This window comes from Algorimicrobium echini (assembly GCF_900115185.1).
In the GTDB taxonomy this organism is placed as follows: Bacteria; Bacteroidota; Bacteroidia; order Flavobacteriales; family Flavobacteriaceae; genus Algorimicrobium; species Algorimicrobium echini.
The window spans coordinates 7,501-25,375 of the sequence record NZ_FOVN01000005.1 but is presented as its reverse complement, the minus strand read 5'-3'; the positions used below and the strand labels follow the sequence as shown (position 1 = coordinate 25,375).

Here is a 17,875-nt window from a genome sequence, read left to right as displayed (position 1 = left end):
ACGAAAAAAAGATTCGTTTATTTTCTATTCAATACGGTTTCTGTAGCTTTTACAATAGCTTCGGCATTTAAACCATATTTTTCCATAAGTTGAGCAGGTGTACCAGACTCTCCAAATGTGTCATTAGTTGCCACAAATTCTTGTGGAACGGGATTGTTTGTTGTTAAAACACGAGAAACACTTTCACCTAAACCTCCTAAATGATTATGTTCTTCTGCAGTTACAATACAACCTGTTTTAGCTACGGATTTTAAAATAGCAGCATGATCCAAAGGTTTAATAGTGTGAATATTTATCACTTCAGCAGAAATACCTTTGTCGTTTAAGGTTTTAGCAGCTTCAAGAGCTTCCCATACTAAATGACCTGTAGCAACAATAGTTACATCTGTACCATCTACTAAATGAAGCGCTTTACCAATTTCAAATTTTTGGTCAGCAGGTGTAAAGTTGGCCACACTCGGTCTTCCAAAACGCAAGTAAACAGGGCCTTCGTGTTCTGCTATAGCTATAGTTGCAGCCTTGGTTTGGTTGTAATCACATGGATTAATTACGGTCATGCCTGGCAACATTTTCATTAATCCAATATCTTCTAAAATTTGGTGTGTTGCACCATCTTCACCTAAAGTTAAGCCAGCATGCGATGCACAAATTTTTACATTTTTACCAGAATAGGCAACGCTCTGACGAATTTGATCGTAAACACGACCTGTTGAAAAGTTAGCAAAGGTTCCTGTAAATGGAATTTTTCCGCCAATGGTTAATCCTGCAGCTAAACCAATCATATTAGCTTCTGCTATACCGACTTGAAAAAAACGTTCTGGGTGGTTCTTTTTAAAATCGTCCATTTTTAAAGACCCAATTAAATCCGCACAAAGCGCAACAACATTTTCGTTAGTTTTTCCTAGTTCGGTTAATCCAGCTCCAAATCCTGAACGTGTATCTTTATTTCCTGTATTTGTATATGTTTTCATATCTATGTCCACGAAAGTGGTTGTCTTTTTAAATTAATAATCACCTAAAGTCTCTGGGTTTTGTTTTAAGCCGATAGCTAACTGCTCGTCATTAGGTGCTTTTCCGTGCCATGCATGTGTATGCATCATAAAATCGACACCATTACCCATAACGGTTTTTAGTAAAACACAAACGGGTTTACCTTGTCTAGTTCTAGATTTTGCTTCAGCCATACCTTTTAATATAGCATCTATATTATTGCCTTCTTCAATCTCTACAACCGTCCAACCAAATGCTTCAAACTTTCCTTTAACACTTCCTAAAGGTAAAACTGTGTCTGTTGAACCATCAATTTGCTGACCATTTAAATCGATAGTCGCAATAATATTATCAACGTTATTACCTGCAGCATACATTATGGCTTCCCAATTTTGGCCTTCTTGAAGTTCGCCATCACCATGTAAGCTATAAATTAAATGCTTGTCATTATTTAATTTTTTGGCTTGAGCTGCTCCTAAAGCAACAGACATGCCTTGTCCTAAAGAACCAGAAGCAATCCGAATTCCTGGTAAATCTTCGTGAGTAGTTGGATGGCCTTGCAAGCGTGAATTAATTAAACGGAATGTATTTAATTCGGTTACTGGAAAATAGCCTGAACGCGCTAATACACTGTAATATACTGGCGAAATATGACCGTTTGATAAAAAGAATAGATCTTCGCCAATGCCATCCATATCAAAACCGTCTTTACGGTCCATGATTTCTTGGTAAAGGGCTACAAAAAATTCGGCACAGCCTAATGAACCGCCTGGATGTCCAGAGTTTACCTTGTGTACCATACGTAAAATATCTCTACGTACTTGGGTTGTTAAGTCTTCTAATTGTTGTGTGTTTGACATGCTTGTGTTGTTATTAATAAGTTGCAAAAATAACGCTTTATCTAGATTTATTATAAGAGTTTAAATGCATTTATTAACGATTTCAATGCATTTGCTAACAATTTTGTTTTTATTAAGAAGTACATCGTAATATCTTATTTATATTTGCCCTTTCATGATAAATTGAATATGACATTTGACTTAAAAGTAACCGACCCAAATTCAAAGGCTAGAGCTGGTAAATTAACTACAGATCATGGTGTTATTGAAACACCAATATTTATGCCTGTAGGAACCGTTGCAACCGTAAAAGGTGTTCATCAACGTGACCTAAAAGCTGAAATTAATCCAGATATTATTTTAGGGAATACCTACCATTTGTATTTGCGTCCACAAACTGATGTTCTAGAAAAGGCTGGTGGAATCCATAAATTTATGAATTGGGATCGGAATATTTTAACCGATTCAGGTGGATATCAAGTGTATTCATTGTCAGCCAACAGAAAAATAAAAGAAGAAGGTGTTAAATTTAAAAGTCATATTGATGGAAGCTATCACACATTTACACCTGAAAACGTCATGGAAATTCAACGTTCTATAGGTGCCGATATTATCATGGCATTCGATGAATGTACTCCATATCCATGCGATTATAGATACGCCAAACGTTCCATGCACATGACGCATAGGTGGTTAGATAGGTGTATTAATCATTTAGAAAAAACGCCTCTAAAGTATGGTTATGATCAAGCCTTTTTTCCAATTGTTCAAGGGAGTACTTATAAGGATTTACGCCAGCAATCTGCTGAATATATTGCCAATGCTGGAGCAGTAGGAAATGCTATAGGGGGATTGTCTGTAGGTGAGCCTGCTGAAGAAATGTATGGTATGACGGAAGTGGTAACCGCTATTTTACCGGAAGACAAACCTCGCTATTTAATGGGTGTAGGAACTCCTATAAATATTTTAGAAAATATTGCATTAGGCGTGGATATGTTTGATTGTGTTATGCCAACACGTAATGCTAGAAATGGTATGCTTTTTACAGCACATGGTTCTATAAATATTAAAAACTTAAAATGGCGTGAAGATTTTTCGCCAATCGATGAGATGGGAATCACCTTTGTTGATACCGAATATAGCAAGGCCTATTTAAGACATTTATTTTCAGTTAATGAATTATTAGGAAAACAGATTGCAACTATCCATAATCTAGGGTTCTATATGTGGTTGGTTCGTGAGGCTAGAAAACATATATTAGCAGGCGATTTTACTACTTGGAAAAACAAGATGGTTAAACAAATGGATAACCGCCTTTAATTTAGAAGAAATAGAAATTGAAAATATTAGATTGGTACATATTAAAACGTTATCTCTTTACATTCTTTGTGATGCTGATGTTGTTTATTCCCATCGGAATTACGGTCCATCTTGCAGAGAAAATTGGAAAAATTTTAGAAAATGAAGCACCTTTTGGCGAGGTCATGCTTTATTTTTTAGATTTTACTATATATTTTGCGCACTTATTGTTTCCTTTATTTTTGTTTCTATCGGTAATCTGGTTCACTTCCAAATTAGCAAACAATACAGAAATTATAGCTTTTTTAAGTTCAGGGGTTTCATTCACACGTTTTTTAAGACCTTATTTAATAGGCGCTACTATTGTATCAATATTGGCTTTGGTTTTAGGACTTTATTTAGCACCAGAAGCCAGTAAAGGCTTTAATGATTTCAACTACAAGTACTTGAAAACCAATAAAAGCGCTATAGATAACCAAAATGTGTATAGGCAAATTAATGATAACGATTATATATATGTCAGTAGTTTTGATACCAAACAAAAACTTGGTCAGAATTTTACATTAGAGCATATTGAAAATGATAAAATAGTCTATAAAATTACTGCAAGTTCTATTCGTTTTGAAGAAAAAGATTCCACTTATAGGTTGTTGTCTTATGTAAAACGGACAATTGGAGAGGACAAAGATGTGTTAGAAGTTAGTAGACGAAAAAATGTTCACTTTGATTTCGATTTAGAAGATTTAACACCTGTTGAATACATAGCTGAAACGTTGCAGTACGGCGAGTTGAATAGGTTTATTGAGAAAGAAGAAGCTCGTGGGTCATCTTATATCAGTCGTTATAAATTAGTAAAATACAGAATTTGGAGTTTACCTGTGTCTGTTTTTATTTTAACGATTATCGCGGTAGCTGTTTCGTCTATTAAAAGAAGAGGCGGTATGGGTGTAAACCTAGCCTTTGGTATTTGTATTGCTATGGTATTTGTATTCTTTGATAAAATTTTTGGGGTTCTTGCAGCTCAATCCGATTTTCCTCCACTAATTGCAGTGTGGTTTCCAAATATATTATTCGGTATATTAGCGTCTTACCTTCTATATAATGCTAAACGATAAATTAAAAAACTACGCACACTTACATTTGTTAGTGTTTATAGCTGGTTTTACTGCTATTCTCGGACAGTTAATTTCCATAGAAGCTGTTTCACTCGTTTGGTATCGCATGCTGATTGCTTTGGTTTTTATGGGTGCTTATGTTTATTTTTCTAAAGCTAAAATTAAAATTTCATTTCAGTCCATGCTCATGCTAGGCTTTGCAGGAGTTGTAATAGCCTTGCATTGGATTACCTTCTTTGCCGCCATAAAGGTGTCTAATATTTCAATTACTTTGGCCATGTTTTCAACAGGTGCCTTTTTCGCCTCTTTTATAGAACCATTAATTTATAAGCGAAAACTTATTGGTTATGAAATATTGTTTGGAATACTTGTTATAATCGGTGTCTTTATTATTACACAAACTGAACTTCATTATTGGCTAGGTATTATTTTGGGCATATTGTCAGCCTTTTTATCATCTCTTTTTGCTGTATTGAATGGTAAGTTTCTGGAGAAACATTCGGCAACGGTCATTTCGTTTTATGAGTTTATTAGTGGCGTTGCTTTTATTAGTTTGTATTTGCTTTTTTCTGGAAAGGGTTTTTCAACAGAATTTTTCGCGCTCCACGTATCAGACATCTTATATCTATTCATTTTGGCTTCAGTATGTACTGCTTATGCGTTTATAGCATCAGTTTACGTTATGCGATATATTAGTCCTTTTACTGTTGTGTTAACGTATAATTTAGAGCCTATTTATGGTATCATTCTCGCCCTAATTATCTTTCCTGAAAAAGAAAAAATGAGTGTTAATTTTTATATTGGAGCGGCAATTATTATAGCTGTAGTAGTATGTAATGGCCTGTTAAAAAATAGAAGAAAGCGTCAGAAGAGCCTAGCCACTCTGTCACAAATACGTTAATATTTTTATCATGTATTTGGTAATTAGTACTTTTGTAAAAAGCATTATGCATACCTAATATTTCGTCTTTTTACTTCGGGATAAAATGAAAAAAATATGTAGGTTTGTAGGCTAACTAATTTAAATTAAAAATTCCTATGGAATATTTAGAGTTTGAACTTCCAATAAAAGAACTAGAAGATCAGTTGCAGAAATGTCAAGTGATAGGTGAGGAGAGTGATGTTGATGTAACCGAGACCTGCAAGCAAATTGAAAAGAAACTGATTGCCACAAAAAAAGATATTTATAAGAATTTAACCCCTTGGCAGCGTGTGCAAATGTCTCGTCATCCAAACCGTCCTTATACATTGGATTATGTTAAAGCGCTTTGTGGTGAATCCTTTTTAGAGTTACATGGCGATCGTAATGTAAAAGATGATAAAGCTATGATTGGTGGCCTTGGTAAAATAGGCGACCAAAGTTTTATGATTATTGGTCAGCAAAAAGGTTACAATACAAAAACACGTCAGTATCGTAACTTTGGTATGGCTAATCCTGAAGGTTACCGGAAGGCATTACGCTTAATGAAGTCTGCAGAAAAATTTAATATTCCTGTTATTACACTAATTGACACACCTGGTGCTTATCCTGGATTGGAAGCAGAAGAGCGTGGTCAAGGTGAAGCTATTGCAAGAAATATTTTAGAAATGACCCGATTAAAAGTTCCTATTATTACTGTTATCATTGGCGAAGGTGCTTCAGGTGGCGCATTAGGAATTGGGGTTGGTGACAAAGTTTTAATGCTAGAAAACACATGGTATTCAGTAATTTCGCCAGAATCATGCTCATCTATTTTATGGCGCAGTTGGGAATTTAAGGAACAAGCTGCAGATGCTTTGAAATTAACCGCCACAGACATGAAAAAAATGAAACTAGTAGACCAGATTATTAAAGAACCAATTGGTGGTGCACATAGTGATCGGGAGAAAACGTTTTTATCTGTTCGCGAAGCCATTTTAAAATCTTTCGAGGAGTTTAAAAACTTATCACCAAAAGAATTAGTGAAAAATAGAATGGATAAATATATGGATATGGGCGTTTTTAAAGGCTAATCCGTTTCGTACTATAGAACCTTAAAATCTGAAATTTTGTATTTCAGATTTTTTTATGCTTATTAACAATAAAATCAACTTATTAACAGTTAAATTGTTAACTTCCAGTTAACAACCAAACTCGATAATTGCTATTATTATAGCAACCTTTTAATTACTTTCGCTCACATGAAACAACCGAATCAAATAAAGGGATATCCCGTAGATAAAAGCACTTTAATTAGTCTTGAAAAAGGTAAAATACCGCCTCAAGCCATTGATTTAGAGGAGGTTGTACTCGGGGCAATGATGATTGATAAAAAAGGAGTTGATGAGGTTATTGATATTTTAAGTCCAGATGCATTTTATAAAGAAGCACATCAACATATTTTTGAAGCCATTTTTCAGTTATTTGAAAATAGTGAACCGATTGACTTATTAACTGTTTCTAGTCAATTAAAGAAAAATTTAAAATTAGACATTTCTGGAGGCGATTTTTACTTAATTTCTTTAACTCAAAAAGTATCGTCATCGGCACATATAGAGTTTCATGCACGTATTATCTTGCAAAAATTTATTCAAAGAAGTTTAATAAAAATTTCAAGTGAAATTATTGAAGACTCTTATGATGAAACCCAAGATGTATTCGATTTATTAGATAAAGCAGAAGCGAAGCTGTACGAAGTTACCCAAGGAAATATTAAAAAATCCAGTGAAACAGCCCAAAGTTTGGTTATACAAGCCAAGAAAAAAATTGAAGAAATATCCAATAAAGATGGTTTAAGTGGCATTCCAACAGGTTTTACTAAACTTGATAAGTTAACATCTGGATGGCAAGAAAGTGATTTAATTATTGTGGCTGCTCGTCCTGGTATGGGTAAAACAGCTTTAACGTTATCTATGGCAAGAAATATTGCTGTAGACCAAAATATTCCAGTAGCTTTCTTCTCTTTAGAGATGGCATCAGTGCAATTAATTATGCGTTTAATTTCTAGTGAAACAGGACTTTCATCAGAGAAATTACGTACTGGTAAATTAGAAAAGCACGAGTGGGAGCAGTTAAATGTTAAAGTAAAAGGACTGGAAAAAGCGCCTCTATTTATTGATGATACACCTTCACTTTCTATCTTTGATTTACGAGCAAAAGCTAGGCGTTTAGCGTCCCAACATGGCATTAAATTAATCATGGTGGATTATTTGCAATTAATGACAGCAGGAGGAAGTCAAAAAGGCGGTAACCGTGAACAAGAAATATCTACCATTTCCCGAAACTTAAAAGCTTTAGCCAAAGAATTAAGTGTGCCAGTAATTGCATTATCACAGTTATCACGTGCTGTAGAAACGCGTGGTGGCAGTAAACGACCATTACTGTCGGATTTACGTGAATCTGGTGCTATTGAGCAAGATGCGGATATTGTAAGTTTTATTTATCGCCCAGAATATTATAAAATAGATGAGTGGGATGACGATGAGCGCTCACCAACTGAAGGACAAGCAGAATTTATTATAGCCAAACACAGGAATGGTGGACTGGATAATATCCGTTTGAAATTTATTGGTAACCTTGGTAAGTTTGATAATTTGGATGATTTTGATACACCTTTTGATCACGAGTTTCATTCTAAAATGAATGAGGCTGCCAATGACAACACGTTTAAAGCCGATCATTTTCCATCACCAAATGATGCCTTTGGGGCTCCAGATGATAATGATGTACCTTTTTAAAAAGTAACTTTTTACAATAAATAAACAAAAGCATTCTATTTTTTTATACATAAAATAGTTTTGAGTTTTAACAGCCTAACACTATTTTTTCATGTAATTTTGCACTTCTATTAAATAGTGGCTTTTATGAACCAATTGCGTACAACAAACATATTATTATCAATCATCGTGATTCCATTGGTGTTTTTTTTATTAAAAACACTTTCGTTTATTTTTATTCCATTGATTTTCTCCATGTTTATTGCCTTGTTATTCTTACCACTTATGCGCTGGTTAGGACGAAAACGAATTCCAAGAGCAATAAGTATTATAATCGTCATATTACTAATAGCTATTGGTTTAAAAATAGGGTGGGAGCTGGTAAAGGTTTCGGGTCGTGAAATTTTAAATTCGGAAACAGAGTTTTTTGTAAAAGCTGAAGAAAAATTTGATTCACTTTTGTTATTGGGTAATGAAACTTTTGGCATTGAAATAGACAGTAAAGAAAGTCTTTTTAAAAAATTTATTCACGAAGAAAGTATAGGAGTTACCATTGACTTTGTTCGGAAAACATTAACCATGATTTTAATGACGGTATTTTTCGTTGTTTTATGGTTAGCAGAATCGATTAATATTCAAAAAGTTTTAAATAGTACACTTTTAAAACTAAAGCATACCTCGGTAAAAACGTTTATTAAAATAGAAAATGATTTAATGACGTTTGTAAAAGTCAAATTCGCAGTTAGTCTGGCAACTGGAATAGGTACAGGTTTAGCTTGTTTGTTTTTTGATGTGAGCTTTCCTATTTTTTGGGGATTATTTGCCTTCTTAATTAATTTTGTTCAAATGGTTGGCTCTGTAATAACGGTTGTGTTATTATCAGCATTTGCTTTTATCGAGCTAGAACCAACGAGTATTTTATTCTTCTTTGTGGTTTCAATAACAGGTGTTCAAGTCCTTTTTGGCTCTATATTAGAACCAGTTTTTATGGGTAAATCCTTTTCATTAAACGTTATTACGGTATTAGTAATGTTAATGCTATGGGGTTTTCTCTGGGGTGTTCCTGGTTTAATTATGGCAATCCCAATTACGGTTTTTTTAAAAATAATGCTGGAACAATTTGAAAGTACTAAAGTTATTGCCAGTTTATTGTCAGGTAAGAGTTAGTTTTTCTGCAGGTTAAAATTAGTTTAAATTAATTTGAAAGGCTTATTTTTTCAGTATATTTCAGCTATGAAAAAGTTTACCACTCTTTTACTGTTTTTGTTTACCTTAAATAGTTTTGCATCCTATATTTTAATTCCTATGGATGCCGAAAGCCAGAAAAACCATCTGAAAGCTTATGGTATTACCTATTGGACTTTGGATAATCAGTTAAAAGTAAATTGGTTATTAAATTACAGAGGTGGTTCATTTCTACTACCAGATACCGAACGTATTCAACGGGAGTGTCAAATTCGTGGTGTATCCTTTGAAGTACTTTCTGACTCTAAAGTAGAAAGCATTCTAACTGAAATTAGTAGTCCGAGTAAAAATATGGAATCGGTTATTCTAGAAAAAGCACCAAAAATTGCGGTTTACTCACCAAAAGGTAATTTACCATGGGATGATGCTGTAACCATGGTGTTAACCTATGCTGAAATTCCTTATGAAACCATTTATGATGAGGAAGTGCTAAATGATGCGTTGTTGTTGTATGATTGGTTACACTTGCATCATGAAGATTTTACGGGACAATATGGAAAGTTTTATGCTAATTACAAAGCCGTCTCTTGGTATATTGAAGAAAAAAAGGCAGCTGAAGCGTTGGCAAAACGATTGGGTTATGATAAGGTTTCCGATGAGAAATTAGCTGTAGCCAATAAAATTAGAGAATACGTTATTGGAGGTGGTTTTATGTTTGCTATGTGTAGTGCAACAGATAGTTTTGATATTGCTTTATCGGCTGATGGTGTGGATATTTGCGAGCCGATGTTTGATGGTGATGCTAGCGATGCTAACTATCAAAATAAAATAGATTATAATAGAACCTTCGCCTTTAAGGATTTTATTCTAGAGCGAGACCCCAATGTTTATGAGTTTTCATCCATTGATATGACTACCAAACGGCAAATTCCAAAAATGACCGATTATTTTACATTAATGGATTTTTCAGCTAAATGGGATCCAATTCCAACCATGTTAAACCAAAATCATACGGCTTTAGTTAAGGGATTTATGGGGCAAACTACCTCTTACAGTCGCGATCAGATAAAAGCCAATGTGCTGGTTTTAGGAGAAAATAAAACCAATGGTGAGGCCAAATATATTCATGGTATTAAAGGAAAAGGCTTTTTTACATTTTATGGTGGTCATGATCCTGAAGATTATACACATAAAGTAGGCGACCCGAAAACAGAATTGGATTTATATCCAACATCTCCAGGCTATCGTTTAATTTTGAATAATGTACTGTTTCCAGCCGCTAGAAAGAAGAAACAAAAGACCTAGAATGAAGCATACTATCGCTTTTCTTTTTTTACTTTTTTCGCTATTATCGTTTTCTCAAAATGATTCCATTATCAGTTATGGTCAAAACCTGATTTATGAAAACAAGTTGGATGATGCTATTTCGTTTTATAATTCTCATTTAACTGAACCTAAAAGTCCAGAACAAAAAGTAAAGTTACTTATTGGATTGGCTGATATCTATAAGCTTAAGTTAGATTTCAAAAAAACCAATCACTATTTAATTGAGGCATATACGGATATTGAGGAATTAGGAAATAAGCAATTAAAGTTTCTATATCATGTTAAAATGATTGAGTTTTATAGAAAACGAGGTTTGTTTAAAGAGGCAATAGAACATCAAAAAAATGCAGAGTCAATTTTAAAAAAAAATATTATAAATGAATTTGACTTATCTAGTTACTACAATAGACGCGCTTCACTTTTTTCACAACATTTTGGCAATTTAGATTCTGTAATAGTTTATGCTAATAAATCTTTAAAATTGGCAGAAAAGGTAAATCACAAGGATAATATATTTTATTCAAAATTAGAATTAGCTAGTGTTTATGAGCGAAGAGGAGATATAAAAGGCGCTATTGCATATTTTGAGGATTTATTAAATTATGCCAATAATAACAGCCTAATACAACATCAAGCTGATGTATATATCAACTATACTAATGCTTTAATTAAAGATGATCAATTAGAAAAAGCGTTACAAGTAAGCCTAGAAGCTATAGCTTTCGCAAAAGCTAATCACTTATTATTTAATGAAATTATAGTAACCATAAATGTTTATGAAACATATAAAAAATTAGGCAATACAGAAAAGGCCTATGACTATTTGCTTAATAGAATTATTCTTTCCGAAAAATATAATAAACTGGAACATGATAAATTTTTATTTGAACTTGAGGAAAAGTATAAATTAACTGAAAAAGAAAATGAAATTAAGATAAATACCCTTGAAATTGAAAATAAAAATAAAGCATTGGCTTCCAACAAAATCAAGCTTTATGTTAGTATTAGTCTATTTTTGGCAGCCCTTATTATTACCGTCTTAATTGCATATTTTTTGAAAAAGGAAAAAAGTACCAATAAACAATTGAAAATTTTGTCGGAAGAAAATGAGTTTTTGTTAAGTGAAGCAAATCATCGTATCAATAACAACTTGCAGTTGGTAGTTATTCTTATTTCAGACCAGTTGAAAAACACGAAAGGTCAAGAGCGATTTGAATTAAAAAATATTCTGACTAAAGTGGAAGCCATTTCAACCCTTCATAAACATTTATATAAAAATAAAGATAAAAGTAAAGTAGATGTTGCAAACTATTTGAATGATGTAAAGGTTAGCTTTTTCGAGGTCTTTAAGGAGAACGATATTCAAACCGATTTTAAAATCGATTCTGTTGATATTTCTTCAGATCATGCCATGTATTTTGGCTTACTACTTTCAGAGTTGTGTATCAATTCCATTAAACATGCCTTCGATAAGGAAGACAGCAAAACGATAAATTTCAGATTGACTCACAAAGAAAACAGGATGTATTTTAATTATTCCGATACTGGTTCACGCGAAAAAAATAAAGAGGTCAAGCCAAAACTAATTGATAAAATTTGCCGTCAGTTAAAAATAGAGTATCAAATAGAAACCGATAATGGATTCTCTTTTTCATTTGAAAAACACATTACTAATGACTAGTTACCAAAACACTAAAATTCTTATTGTAGAGGATGATGTGATTATAGCGGAATATATTGCTGATTTGTTACAGGATGAACAATTTTCTAATTTAAAAATAGTTCACGATAAGAACTCAGCTTTGCATGAAATGGCTTCCTTTCTACCAGATATTATTTTAATGGATATCAACTTAAGTGGTTTAAATGACGGGATTGAATTATCAAAATCTAAAAACACAAACGCAACGGTTATTTTTATCACAGGACAGTCTGATTTTGCATTAATGAATGAAGCTTTAAAAACGAATCCAGATGCTTATTTAACAAAACCAATTAAAAGAGTAGATGTTTTGGCATCCATTAGTTTAGCTATTCAGAAAAAACAAAAGCAAAGTTTTCAGTTTAAAGATGGATATGACATTGTGAATTTAGAATATGATGCTATTAAATACATTATGGCTGACGGTAATTATAGTAATATTTATACAACTTCTAAAAAATATACAATTAGGCAGTCCTTAAGTACTATTTTTAAACAACTACCATTAGATATATTTAAACAAACCCATCGGTCATATGTTGTAAATAAAAGTAAAGTGCTTCGTATAACAGCCTCTTCCGTATTTGTTAATGACGTAGAAATTCCATTATCCCGAACCTATATAAAAGGCTTTAAGTAGTCTTTTACATACAAACAAATGTATTTCATCCCTGTTTATTTGCAGTTCATGGATTAAAATTTAGTTTTGGACGACAATTAATTCAAACTAAATTTTTTTATGAAACTAAAATTACTTTTATTTTTTGCTGTAGTGGTTGCAACTACAGTTTCCGCTCAAACCTTTTCTGTAGGTGGTGTTAATTATTCTGTTGTTTCAACAACTAACAATACAGTGGGTGTTACTTCGTCTGCAAGTTATGTAGGGGAATTAATAGTTCCTTCAACAGTTCAAAACGCTGGTGTTACTTATACTGTCGTTTCAATTTTAGATGCTGCGTTTCAAAATAGCACAACTTTAACTTCAATTACAATACCAAATACCGTTACTGAAATAAGGAATAGTGCGTTTCGATTTTGTACAAATTTATCCACTGTAGACATGGGAGATTCTGTTACAAGTATTGGACAGCTTTCATTTAATGCGTGTTTTAGTTTAACTTCTGTGGTTATTCCTAGTTCAGTCACAAATATTAGTATTAATGCATTTGAATTTTGTAATACTTTGACCTCGGTTACAGTCGAATGGGTAACACCATTATCTATTAATAACAATGTTTTTAGTGGTGTAAATATTGGAGCAGCAACATTAAATGTTCCCTCTGGTACTGTAGCATCTTATCAAGCAGCATCAGTTTGGCAAGATTTCGGGAACATTTTGCCACCACCACCAGCAACCCATTTAAATTTTGACGGTGTTAATGATCAGGTTAGTATACCAAATGAGGCCAATTTCGATTTTACAAATCAAATGACTGTAGAGCTTTGGGTGAATTCAAGCGTGATGCCGCAACAATGGGATGCTTTAGTGGTAAAAGGGGATGATAGTTGGAGGTTGCATTTAAATGATTCAGGAACTGTGAATTTTACCTGTAGCGGCGTAACTCCTACACAAGAGATTAATTCAATTTCAAATATAAACGATGGAAATTGGCATCATATAGCTGCAACTTTAGGTGATAATGCTATTAAGATATATATAGATGGTGTATTAGAGACTCAAGCTACCGCTTCTGGGATTATTAATAACAATGCGCAGACGGTGTTAATAGGAAACAATCCAATATATTCTGGTCGCTTTTTTAAAGGTGATATGGATGATATTCGTATTTGGAATGTTACCAGAACAGCAGAACAGATAAATGGTTCAAAAGATTGTGAACTGCAAGGTACGGAAACAGGTTTAGTAGCCTATTACAAATTCAACCAAGGTAATGATGCTGGAAACAATGCTGGGAATAATACGTTAACTGACGCTACAACAAATGCAAATAATGGGTATTTAAATAATTTTGCTTTAACAGGAAGCACATCTAACTGGTTAGCAGGTTCACCTGTAACAACAGGTTCAATAATTCCTTCTGAAGCGACAGTTACGACTCCAGTAACGTATACCCAAAACGATACAGCAAGTCCTCTAACAGCAACAACAGGTTCTAATGGTACAGGTTTATTATGGTACACAATGGAAACAGGAGGAACTGGTAATGGAAATGCACCAACACCTAGTACAGATACTGTTGGTTCAACTTCTTATTGGGTGTCAAGCACCAATGATAGCGGTTGCGAAAGTGAGCGTTTAGAAATTGTGGTTGAAGTGGCAATACCAGCAGACCATTACCGTATGGGTACATCTAATAATGGAGCATCAAATGCCTTTTATATAAATGATGACGATGGTGGACTTAATTTACCAAATGCATTTACCGTAGAACTTTGGGTTAAAACTTCGGAAGCTCTTTACATTTTAACTGGTATTGATGAAGTTGAGATCTATAATTTTTATACGTTCAATGTTGATCAAGATAATAAACTAAATTTTCGAATTTCGAATTTTTATGATTACCAAGAACAATTTGTATCTAATCTAGCTTTAACGGATGATGATTGGCATCATATAGCCTTAAGCAGAAACTCATCCAACTCATACAGTTTTTATATAGACGGTATTTTAGATAGCACTTTTACGCCTATGGTACCTATTGAAGAATTTAATATATCCCAAATTGGTACTGGAAATGCAGCTATAGATGAGTATAGAGTATGGGACCTACCAAGAACAGAGGAGCAAATTAATGCAAATAAAAACTGTGAATTGCAGGGTACGGAATCAGGGTTATTGGTTTACTATAAATTTAACCAAGGTTTGAATGCTGTAAATAATACTAGTATTACCACTATATTTGATGCTACAGCAAACCAAAATAATGCAACTATAAATAACAATTCGGTGTTAACAGGTCAAACCCAAAACTTTTTAGCTGGATCACCTGTAACAAGTGGTTCTACTATACCAAATATACCTACAACTACAACCTTAATAACCTATGAATTAGGAGATACTGCCAACCCATTAACAGCAGCAACCGAAGGTACAGGTTTATTATGGTACACAACAGAAACAGGAGGAACAGGTACAACAACAGCACCTACACCAAATACATCCGCAATTGGCTTAACTTCCTATTGGGTAGCTAGTACAAATGCAAATGGATGCGAAAGTGCACGTGTAGAAATTGTCGTAAATGTTCAAGACACTTTAGGTTTAGAAGAGGTGGGAGCTTTAAAAAATGTTCGCGTGTATCCAAACCCAACAAGTGGTCATGTTTCCATTAGCTTTCCGAATGCTTTGGACTCAAAAATTTCACTTTATGATTTAAACGGGAGGCTGTTATCAAATAAAACAGAAACATCCACGAAATCTATCATAGATTTGAGCAACTATGAGGGTGGCGTTTATCTTTTAAAAATAGAAGTAAATCAAAATGAAATTATTAAAAGAGTTGTAAAGTACTAATGAACTCAATAATTAAAAAGGCTATTTAGGTTAAGTTGAAAACAGCGACTATCAGAATTGATATCGCTGTTTTTTTATGAATGTCTCCATGTGATATATTATAAAATAGAAATATGAATAGCCGTGTTATATTGCATTCACATACAAAGTGCTGCATTTCAAAACGTCTTTTTTGTGAGTAGTAAATTTAGTTATAGTTTAGTTCTGTAAAGCTATTACAGTCAATTTATCATGGGTTTAAATACTCAACATTAATTAAATTAAGGGATTTGATTAATTAGCATGAGGCAGCGATATTCAGTTTGGATGTCGCTGTTTTTTTTATTTCAGGACAAAAAAAATCCGAATCAATTAAGATTCGGATTTTAATTATAAGCGAAATATGTTTTACAATAGGCGAAACGCCTTACTTTACTTTATTTACTACAGCTGCAAAAGCTTCTGGGTTATTCATAGCTAAATCTGCTAAAACCTTACGATTTAATTCAATATTATTAGCTTTCATTTTACCCATAAACTGTGAGTAAGACATACCATGTTGTCTAGCTCCAGCGTTAATACGTTGAATCCATAAAGCACGGAATGTTCTCTTTTTGTTTCTACGGTCTCTGTACGAATATTGCATCGCTTTATCAACCGCATTTTTGGCTACTGTCCAAACGTTTTTACGACGTCCAAAGTATCCTTTTGCTTGTTTAAGCACCTTTTTTCTTCTGGCTCTTTTGGCAACAGAATTTACTGATCTTGGCATAATTTTAAATTTTTTTGTAGTAGGCGATCTTTTTCAGATACTTTTTTGAGCCTAACTCCAGGGTTTATATATAATTTTAACCGAACGTATTTACAATTATTTTAATCGTAATTGTTCCTTAATACTATTAACATCATTGTCATGTACTAATGTACTGTGCGTTAATGCTAACTTACGCTTTTTAGATTTCTTTGTTAAGATGTGACTCTTAAAAGCGTGCTTTCTTTTAATTTTACCAGTACCAGTAATTTTAAATCTTTTCTTGGCACTAGATTTGGTTTTCATTTTAGGCATTTTTCTTCCTAGTTTAAGTTATTTCGCTTACTATCTTTAATCTGTCTCGAAGCGTCGAGAACAGCTTTTCTTTTATTTTGATTTTTTTGGAGCAATAAACATGGTCATACGCTTACCTTCTAATTTAGGCATTTGTTCTACTTTACCTAAATCTTCTAAATCTTGCGCTAAACGCAGTAATAGAATTTGTCCTTGTTCTTTAAAAACAATAGATCGACCTTTAAAGAAAACAAACGCTTTTAATTTAGCGCCTTCTTGTAAAAATTTTTCAGCATGTTTCTTTTTAAACTCGTAATCATGATCATCTGTTTGAGGACCGAAACGAATTTCTTTTACGACAACTTTAGAAGCTTTCGCTTTTAATGCTTTTTCACGTTTCTTTTGTTCGTAAAGAAACTTTTTATAATCCATCACTTTACAAACAGGAGGATCTGCTTTTGGCGATATTTCAACAAGGTCAAGCCCTTGCTCATCAGCTATTGCTAATGCTTCTTTTGTTGGGTAGATTCCTACTTCAACATTGTCACCTACTAAACGCACTTTTTCTACCCTAATTTTAGTGTTGATTCTGTGCTGATCTTCTTGATTTACTCGACGAGGAGCTTGTCTTCTTCTACGTATTGCTATGGCCTTATAATTTTAGTTTAACTTAATTTTTTATTAAAATTTCTTTAATGTTTTATTGACTTCTTTGTTCAATATATCGGTGAATTCTTGTACAGAAATCATGCCAAGGTCTTCACCACCATGCTGACGAACTGAAATTTTACCTTCTTGTTCTTCATTTTCACCAACAATAATCATATATGGGATTTTTTTCATTTCGGCTTCCCGAATTTTTTTACCCATAGTTTCATTTCTATTATCAATTAGGGCGCGAATTTCGTCATTTTCTAGCAAATTTAAAACTTTTTTCGCGTATTTTTCATATTTCTCACTAATAGATAATACAATTACTTGATCTGGTACTAACCACAACGGGAAGTTTCCGGCAGTATGTTCAAGCAAAATAGCAACAAACCGTTCCATGCTTCCAAAAGGTGCACGGTGAATCATTACAGGTCGGTGTTGTTCATTATCACTGCCTTTGTAAGATAATTCAAAACGCTCAGGTAAGTTATAATCTACTTGAATAGTACCTAATTGCCATTGCCTACCTAAAGCATCTTTAACCATAAAATCTAATTTTGGGCCATAAAAAGCAGCTTCGCCAGTTTCAACCAC

Annotated in this window: 16 protein-coding genes (1 of these 16 cut by a window edge); 10 read left to right on the top strand and 6 right to left on the bottom strand. The window is 33.4% G+C overall.

The window, feature by feature from the left end:
• Positions 1 to 17: 17 nt before the first annotated feature.
• Together BM239_RS11425 and BM239_RS11420 are read right to left on the bottom strand one after the other, a co-directional pair.
• Positions 18 to 971, bottom strand: coding sequence for a transketolase family protein (locus BM239_RS11425; RefSeq protein ID WP_092208718.1), 954 nt, complete (start codon positions 969 to 971; stop codon positions 18 to 20).
• A gap of 33 nt (positions 972 to 1,004) precedes the next feature.
• Positions 1,005 to 1,850 (bottom strand): transketolase, encoded by an 846-nt coding sequence (locus BM239_RS11420; RefSeq protein ID WP_092208716.1) that lies wholly within the window; start codon positions 1,848 to 1,850, stop codon positions 1,005 to 1,007.
• Between the two features lie 168 nt (positions 1,851 to 2,018).
• Here BM239_RS11420 and tgt point away from each other — a divergent pair, with 168 nt between their 5' ends.
• The 10 genes from tgt (at position 2,019) to BM239_RS11370 (ending at position 15,606) form a co-directional block, all read left to right on the top strand.
• Positions 2,019 to 3,149: a tRNA guanosine(34) transglycosylase Tgt gene (gene tgt / locus BM239_RS11415; protein WP_092208713.1), complete on the top strand. Its 1,131-nt coding sequence runs from the start codon at positions 2,019 to 2,021 to the stop codon at positions 3,147 to 3,149.
• Positions 3,150 to 3,166: 17 nt separating this feature from the next.
• Positions 3,167 to 4,243: an LptF/LptG family permease gene (locus BM239_RS11410; RefSeq protein WP_092208711.1), complete on the top strand. Its 1,077-nt coding sequence runs from the start codon at positions 3,167 to 3,169 to the stop codon at positions 4,241 to 4,243.
• Positions 4,230 to 5,144: a DMT family transporter gene (locus tag BM239_RS11405; protein ID WP_092208709.1), complete on the top strand. Its 915-nt coding sequence runs from the start codon at positions 4,230 to 4,232 to the stop codon at positions 5,142 to 5,144. The genes BM239_RS11410 and BM239_RS11405 overlap by 14 nt, the downstream gene beginning before the upstream one ends.
• A gap of 137 nt (positions 5,145 to 5,281) precedes the next feature.
• Positions 5,282 to 6,235: an acetyl-CoA carboxylase carboxyltransferase subunit alpha gene (locus tag BM239_RS11400; protein WP_092208707.1), complete on the top strand. Its 954-nt coding sequence runs from the start codon at positions 5,282 to 5,284 to the stop codon at positions 6,233 to 6,235.
• 168 nt (positions 6,236 to 6,403) lie between these two features.
• Positions 6,404 to 7,939 carry a replicative DNA helicase gene (gene dnaB, locus BM239_RS11395; protein ID WP_092208705.1) on the top strand — a complete coding sequence of 512 codons (1,536 nt, stop codon included), beginning with the start codon at positions 6,404 to 6,406 and terminating at the stop codon, positions 7,937 to 7,939.
• Positions 7,940 to 8,065: 126 nt separating this feature from the next.
• Positions 8,066 to 9,085, top strand: coding sequence for an AI-2E family transporter (locus tag BM239_RS11390; RefSeq protein WP_092208703.1), 1,020 nt, complete (start codon positions 8,066 to 8,068; stop codon positions 9,083 to 9,085).
• Positions 9,086 to 9,223: 138 nt separating this feature from the next.
• Complete coding sequence (locus BM239_RS11385; protein WP_092209123.1) at positions 9,224 to 10,408, top strand: asparagine synthetase B; 1,185 nt, start codon at positions 9,224 to 9,226, stop codon at positions 10,406 to 10,408.
• A gap of 1 nt (position 10,409) precedes the next feature.
• Positions 10,410 to 12,110, top strand: coding sequence for a tetratricopeptide repeat-containing sensor histidine kinase (locus BM239_RS11380; RefSeq protein ID WP_177209033.1), 1,701 nt, complete (start codon positions 10,410 to 10,412; stop codon positions 12,108 to 12,110).
• Positions 12,103 to 12,771: a LytR/AlgR family response regulator transcription factor gene (locus tag BM239_RS11375; RefSeq protein ID WP_177209032.1), complete on the top strand. Its 669-nt coding sequence runs from the start codon at positions 12,103 to 12,105 to the stop codon at positions 12,769 to 12,771. The genes BM239_RS11380 and BM239_RS11375 overlap by 8 nt, the downstream gene beginning before the upstream one ends.
• 99 nt (positions 12,772 to 12,870) lie before the next feature.
• A complete protein-coding gene (locus tag BM239_RS11370) occupies positions 12,871 to 15,606 on the top strand; it encodes a LamG-like jellyroll fold domain-containing protein (protein ID WP_092208697.1) in 2,736 nt (911 codons plus the stop codon).
• 406 nt (positions 15,607 to 16,012) lie between these two features.
• On the opposite strand, the gene rplT is transcribed toward BM239_RS11370, so the two are convergent.
• The 4 genes from rplT to thrS all read right to left on the bottom strand — a co-directional run.
• Positions 16,013 to 16,357 carry a 50S ribosomal protein L20 gene (gene rplT, locus BM239_RS11365; protein ID WP_092208695.1) on the bottom strand — a complete coding sequence of 115 codons (345 nt, stop codon included), beginning with the start codon at positions 16,355 to 16,357 and terminating at the stop codon, positions 16,013 to 16,015.
• Between the two features lie 96 nt (positions 16,358 to 16,453).
• The gene (rpmI, locus tag BM239_RS11360; protein WP_092208693.1) at positions 16,454 to 16,651 is read right to left on the bottom strand and encodes a 50S ribosomal protein L35; all 198 of its coding nucleotides are present in this window, start codon (positions 16,649 to 16,651) and stop codon (positions 16,454 to 16,456) included.
• Between the two features lie 72 nt (positions 16,652 to 16,723).
• The gene (gene infC / locus BM239_RS11355; protein WP_262484332.1) at positions 16,724 to 17,278 is read right to left on the bottom strand and encodes a translation initiation factor IF-3; all 555 of its coding nucleotides are present in this window, start codon (positions 17,276 to 17,278) and stop codon (positions 16,724 to 16,726) included.
• Positions 17,279 to 17,311: 33 nt separating this feature from the next.
• On the bottom strand, positions 17,312 to 17,875 hold the 3' portion of the coding sequence (gene thrS / locus BM239_RS11350) for a threonine--tRNA ligase (protein WP_092208689.1). Its footprint extends 1,374 nt past the window's final position; 564 of the gene's 1,938 nt are visible here — the last part of the coding sequence; the start codon falls outside the window, past its right edge; it ends in the stop codon at positions 17,312 to 17,314.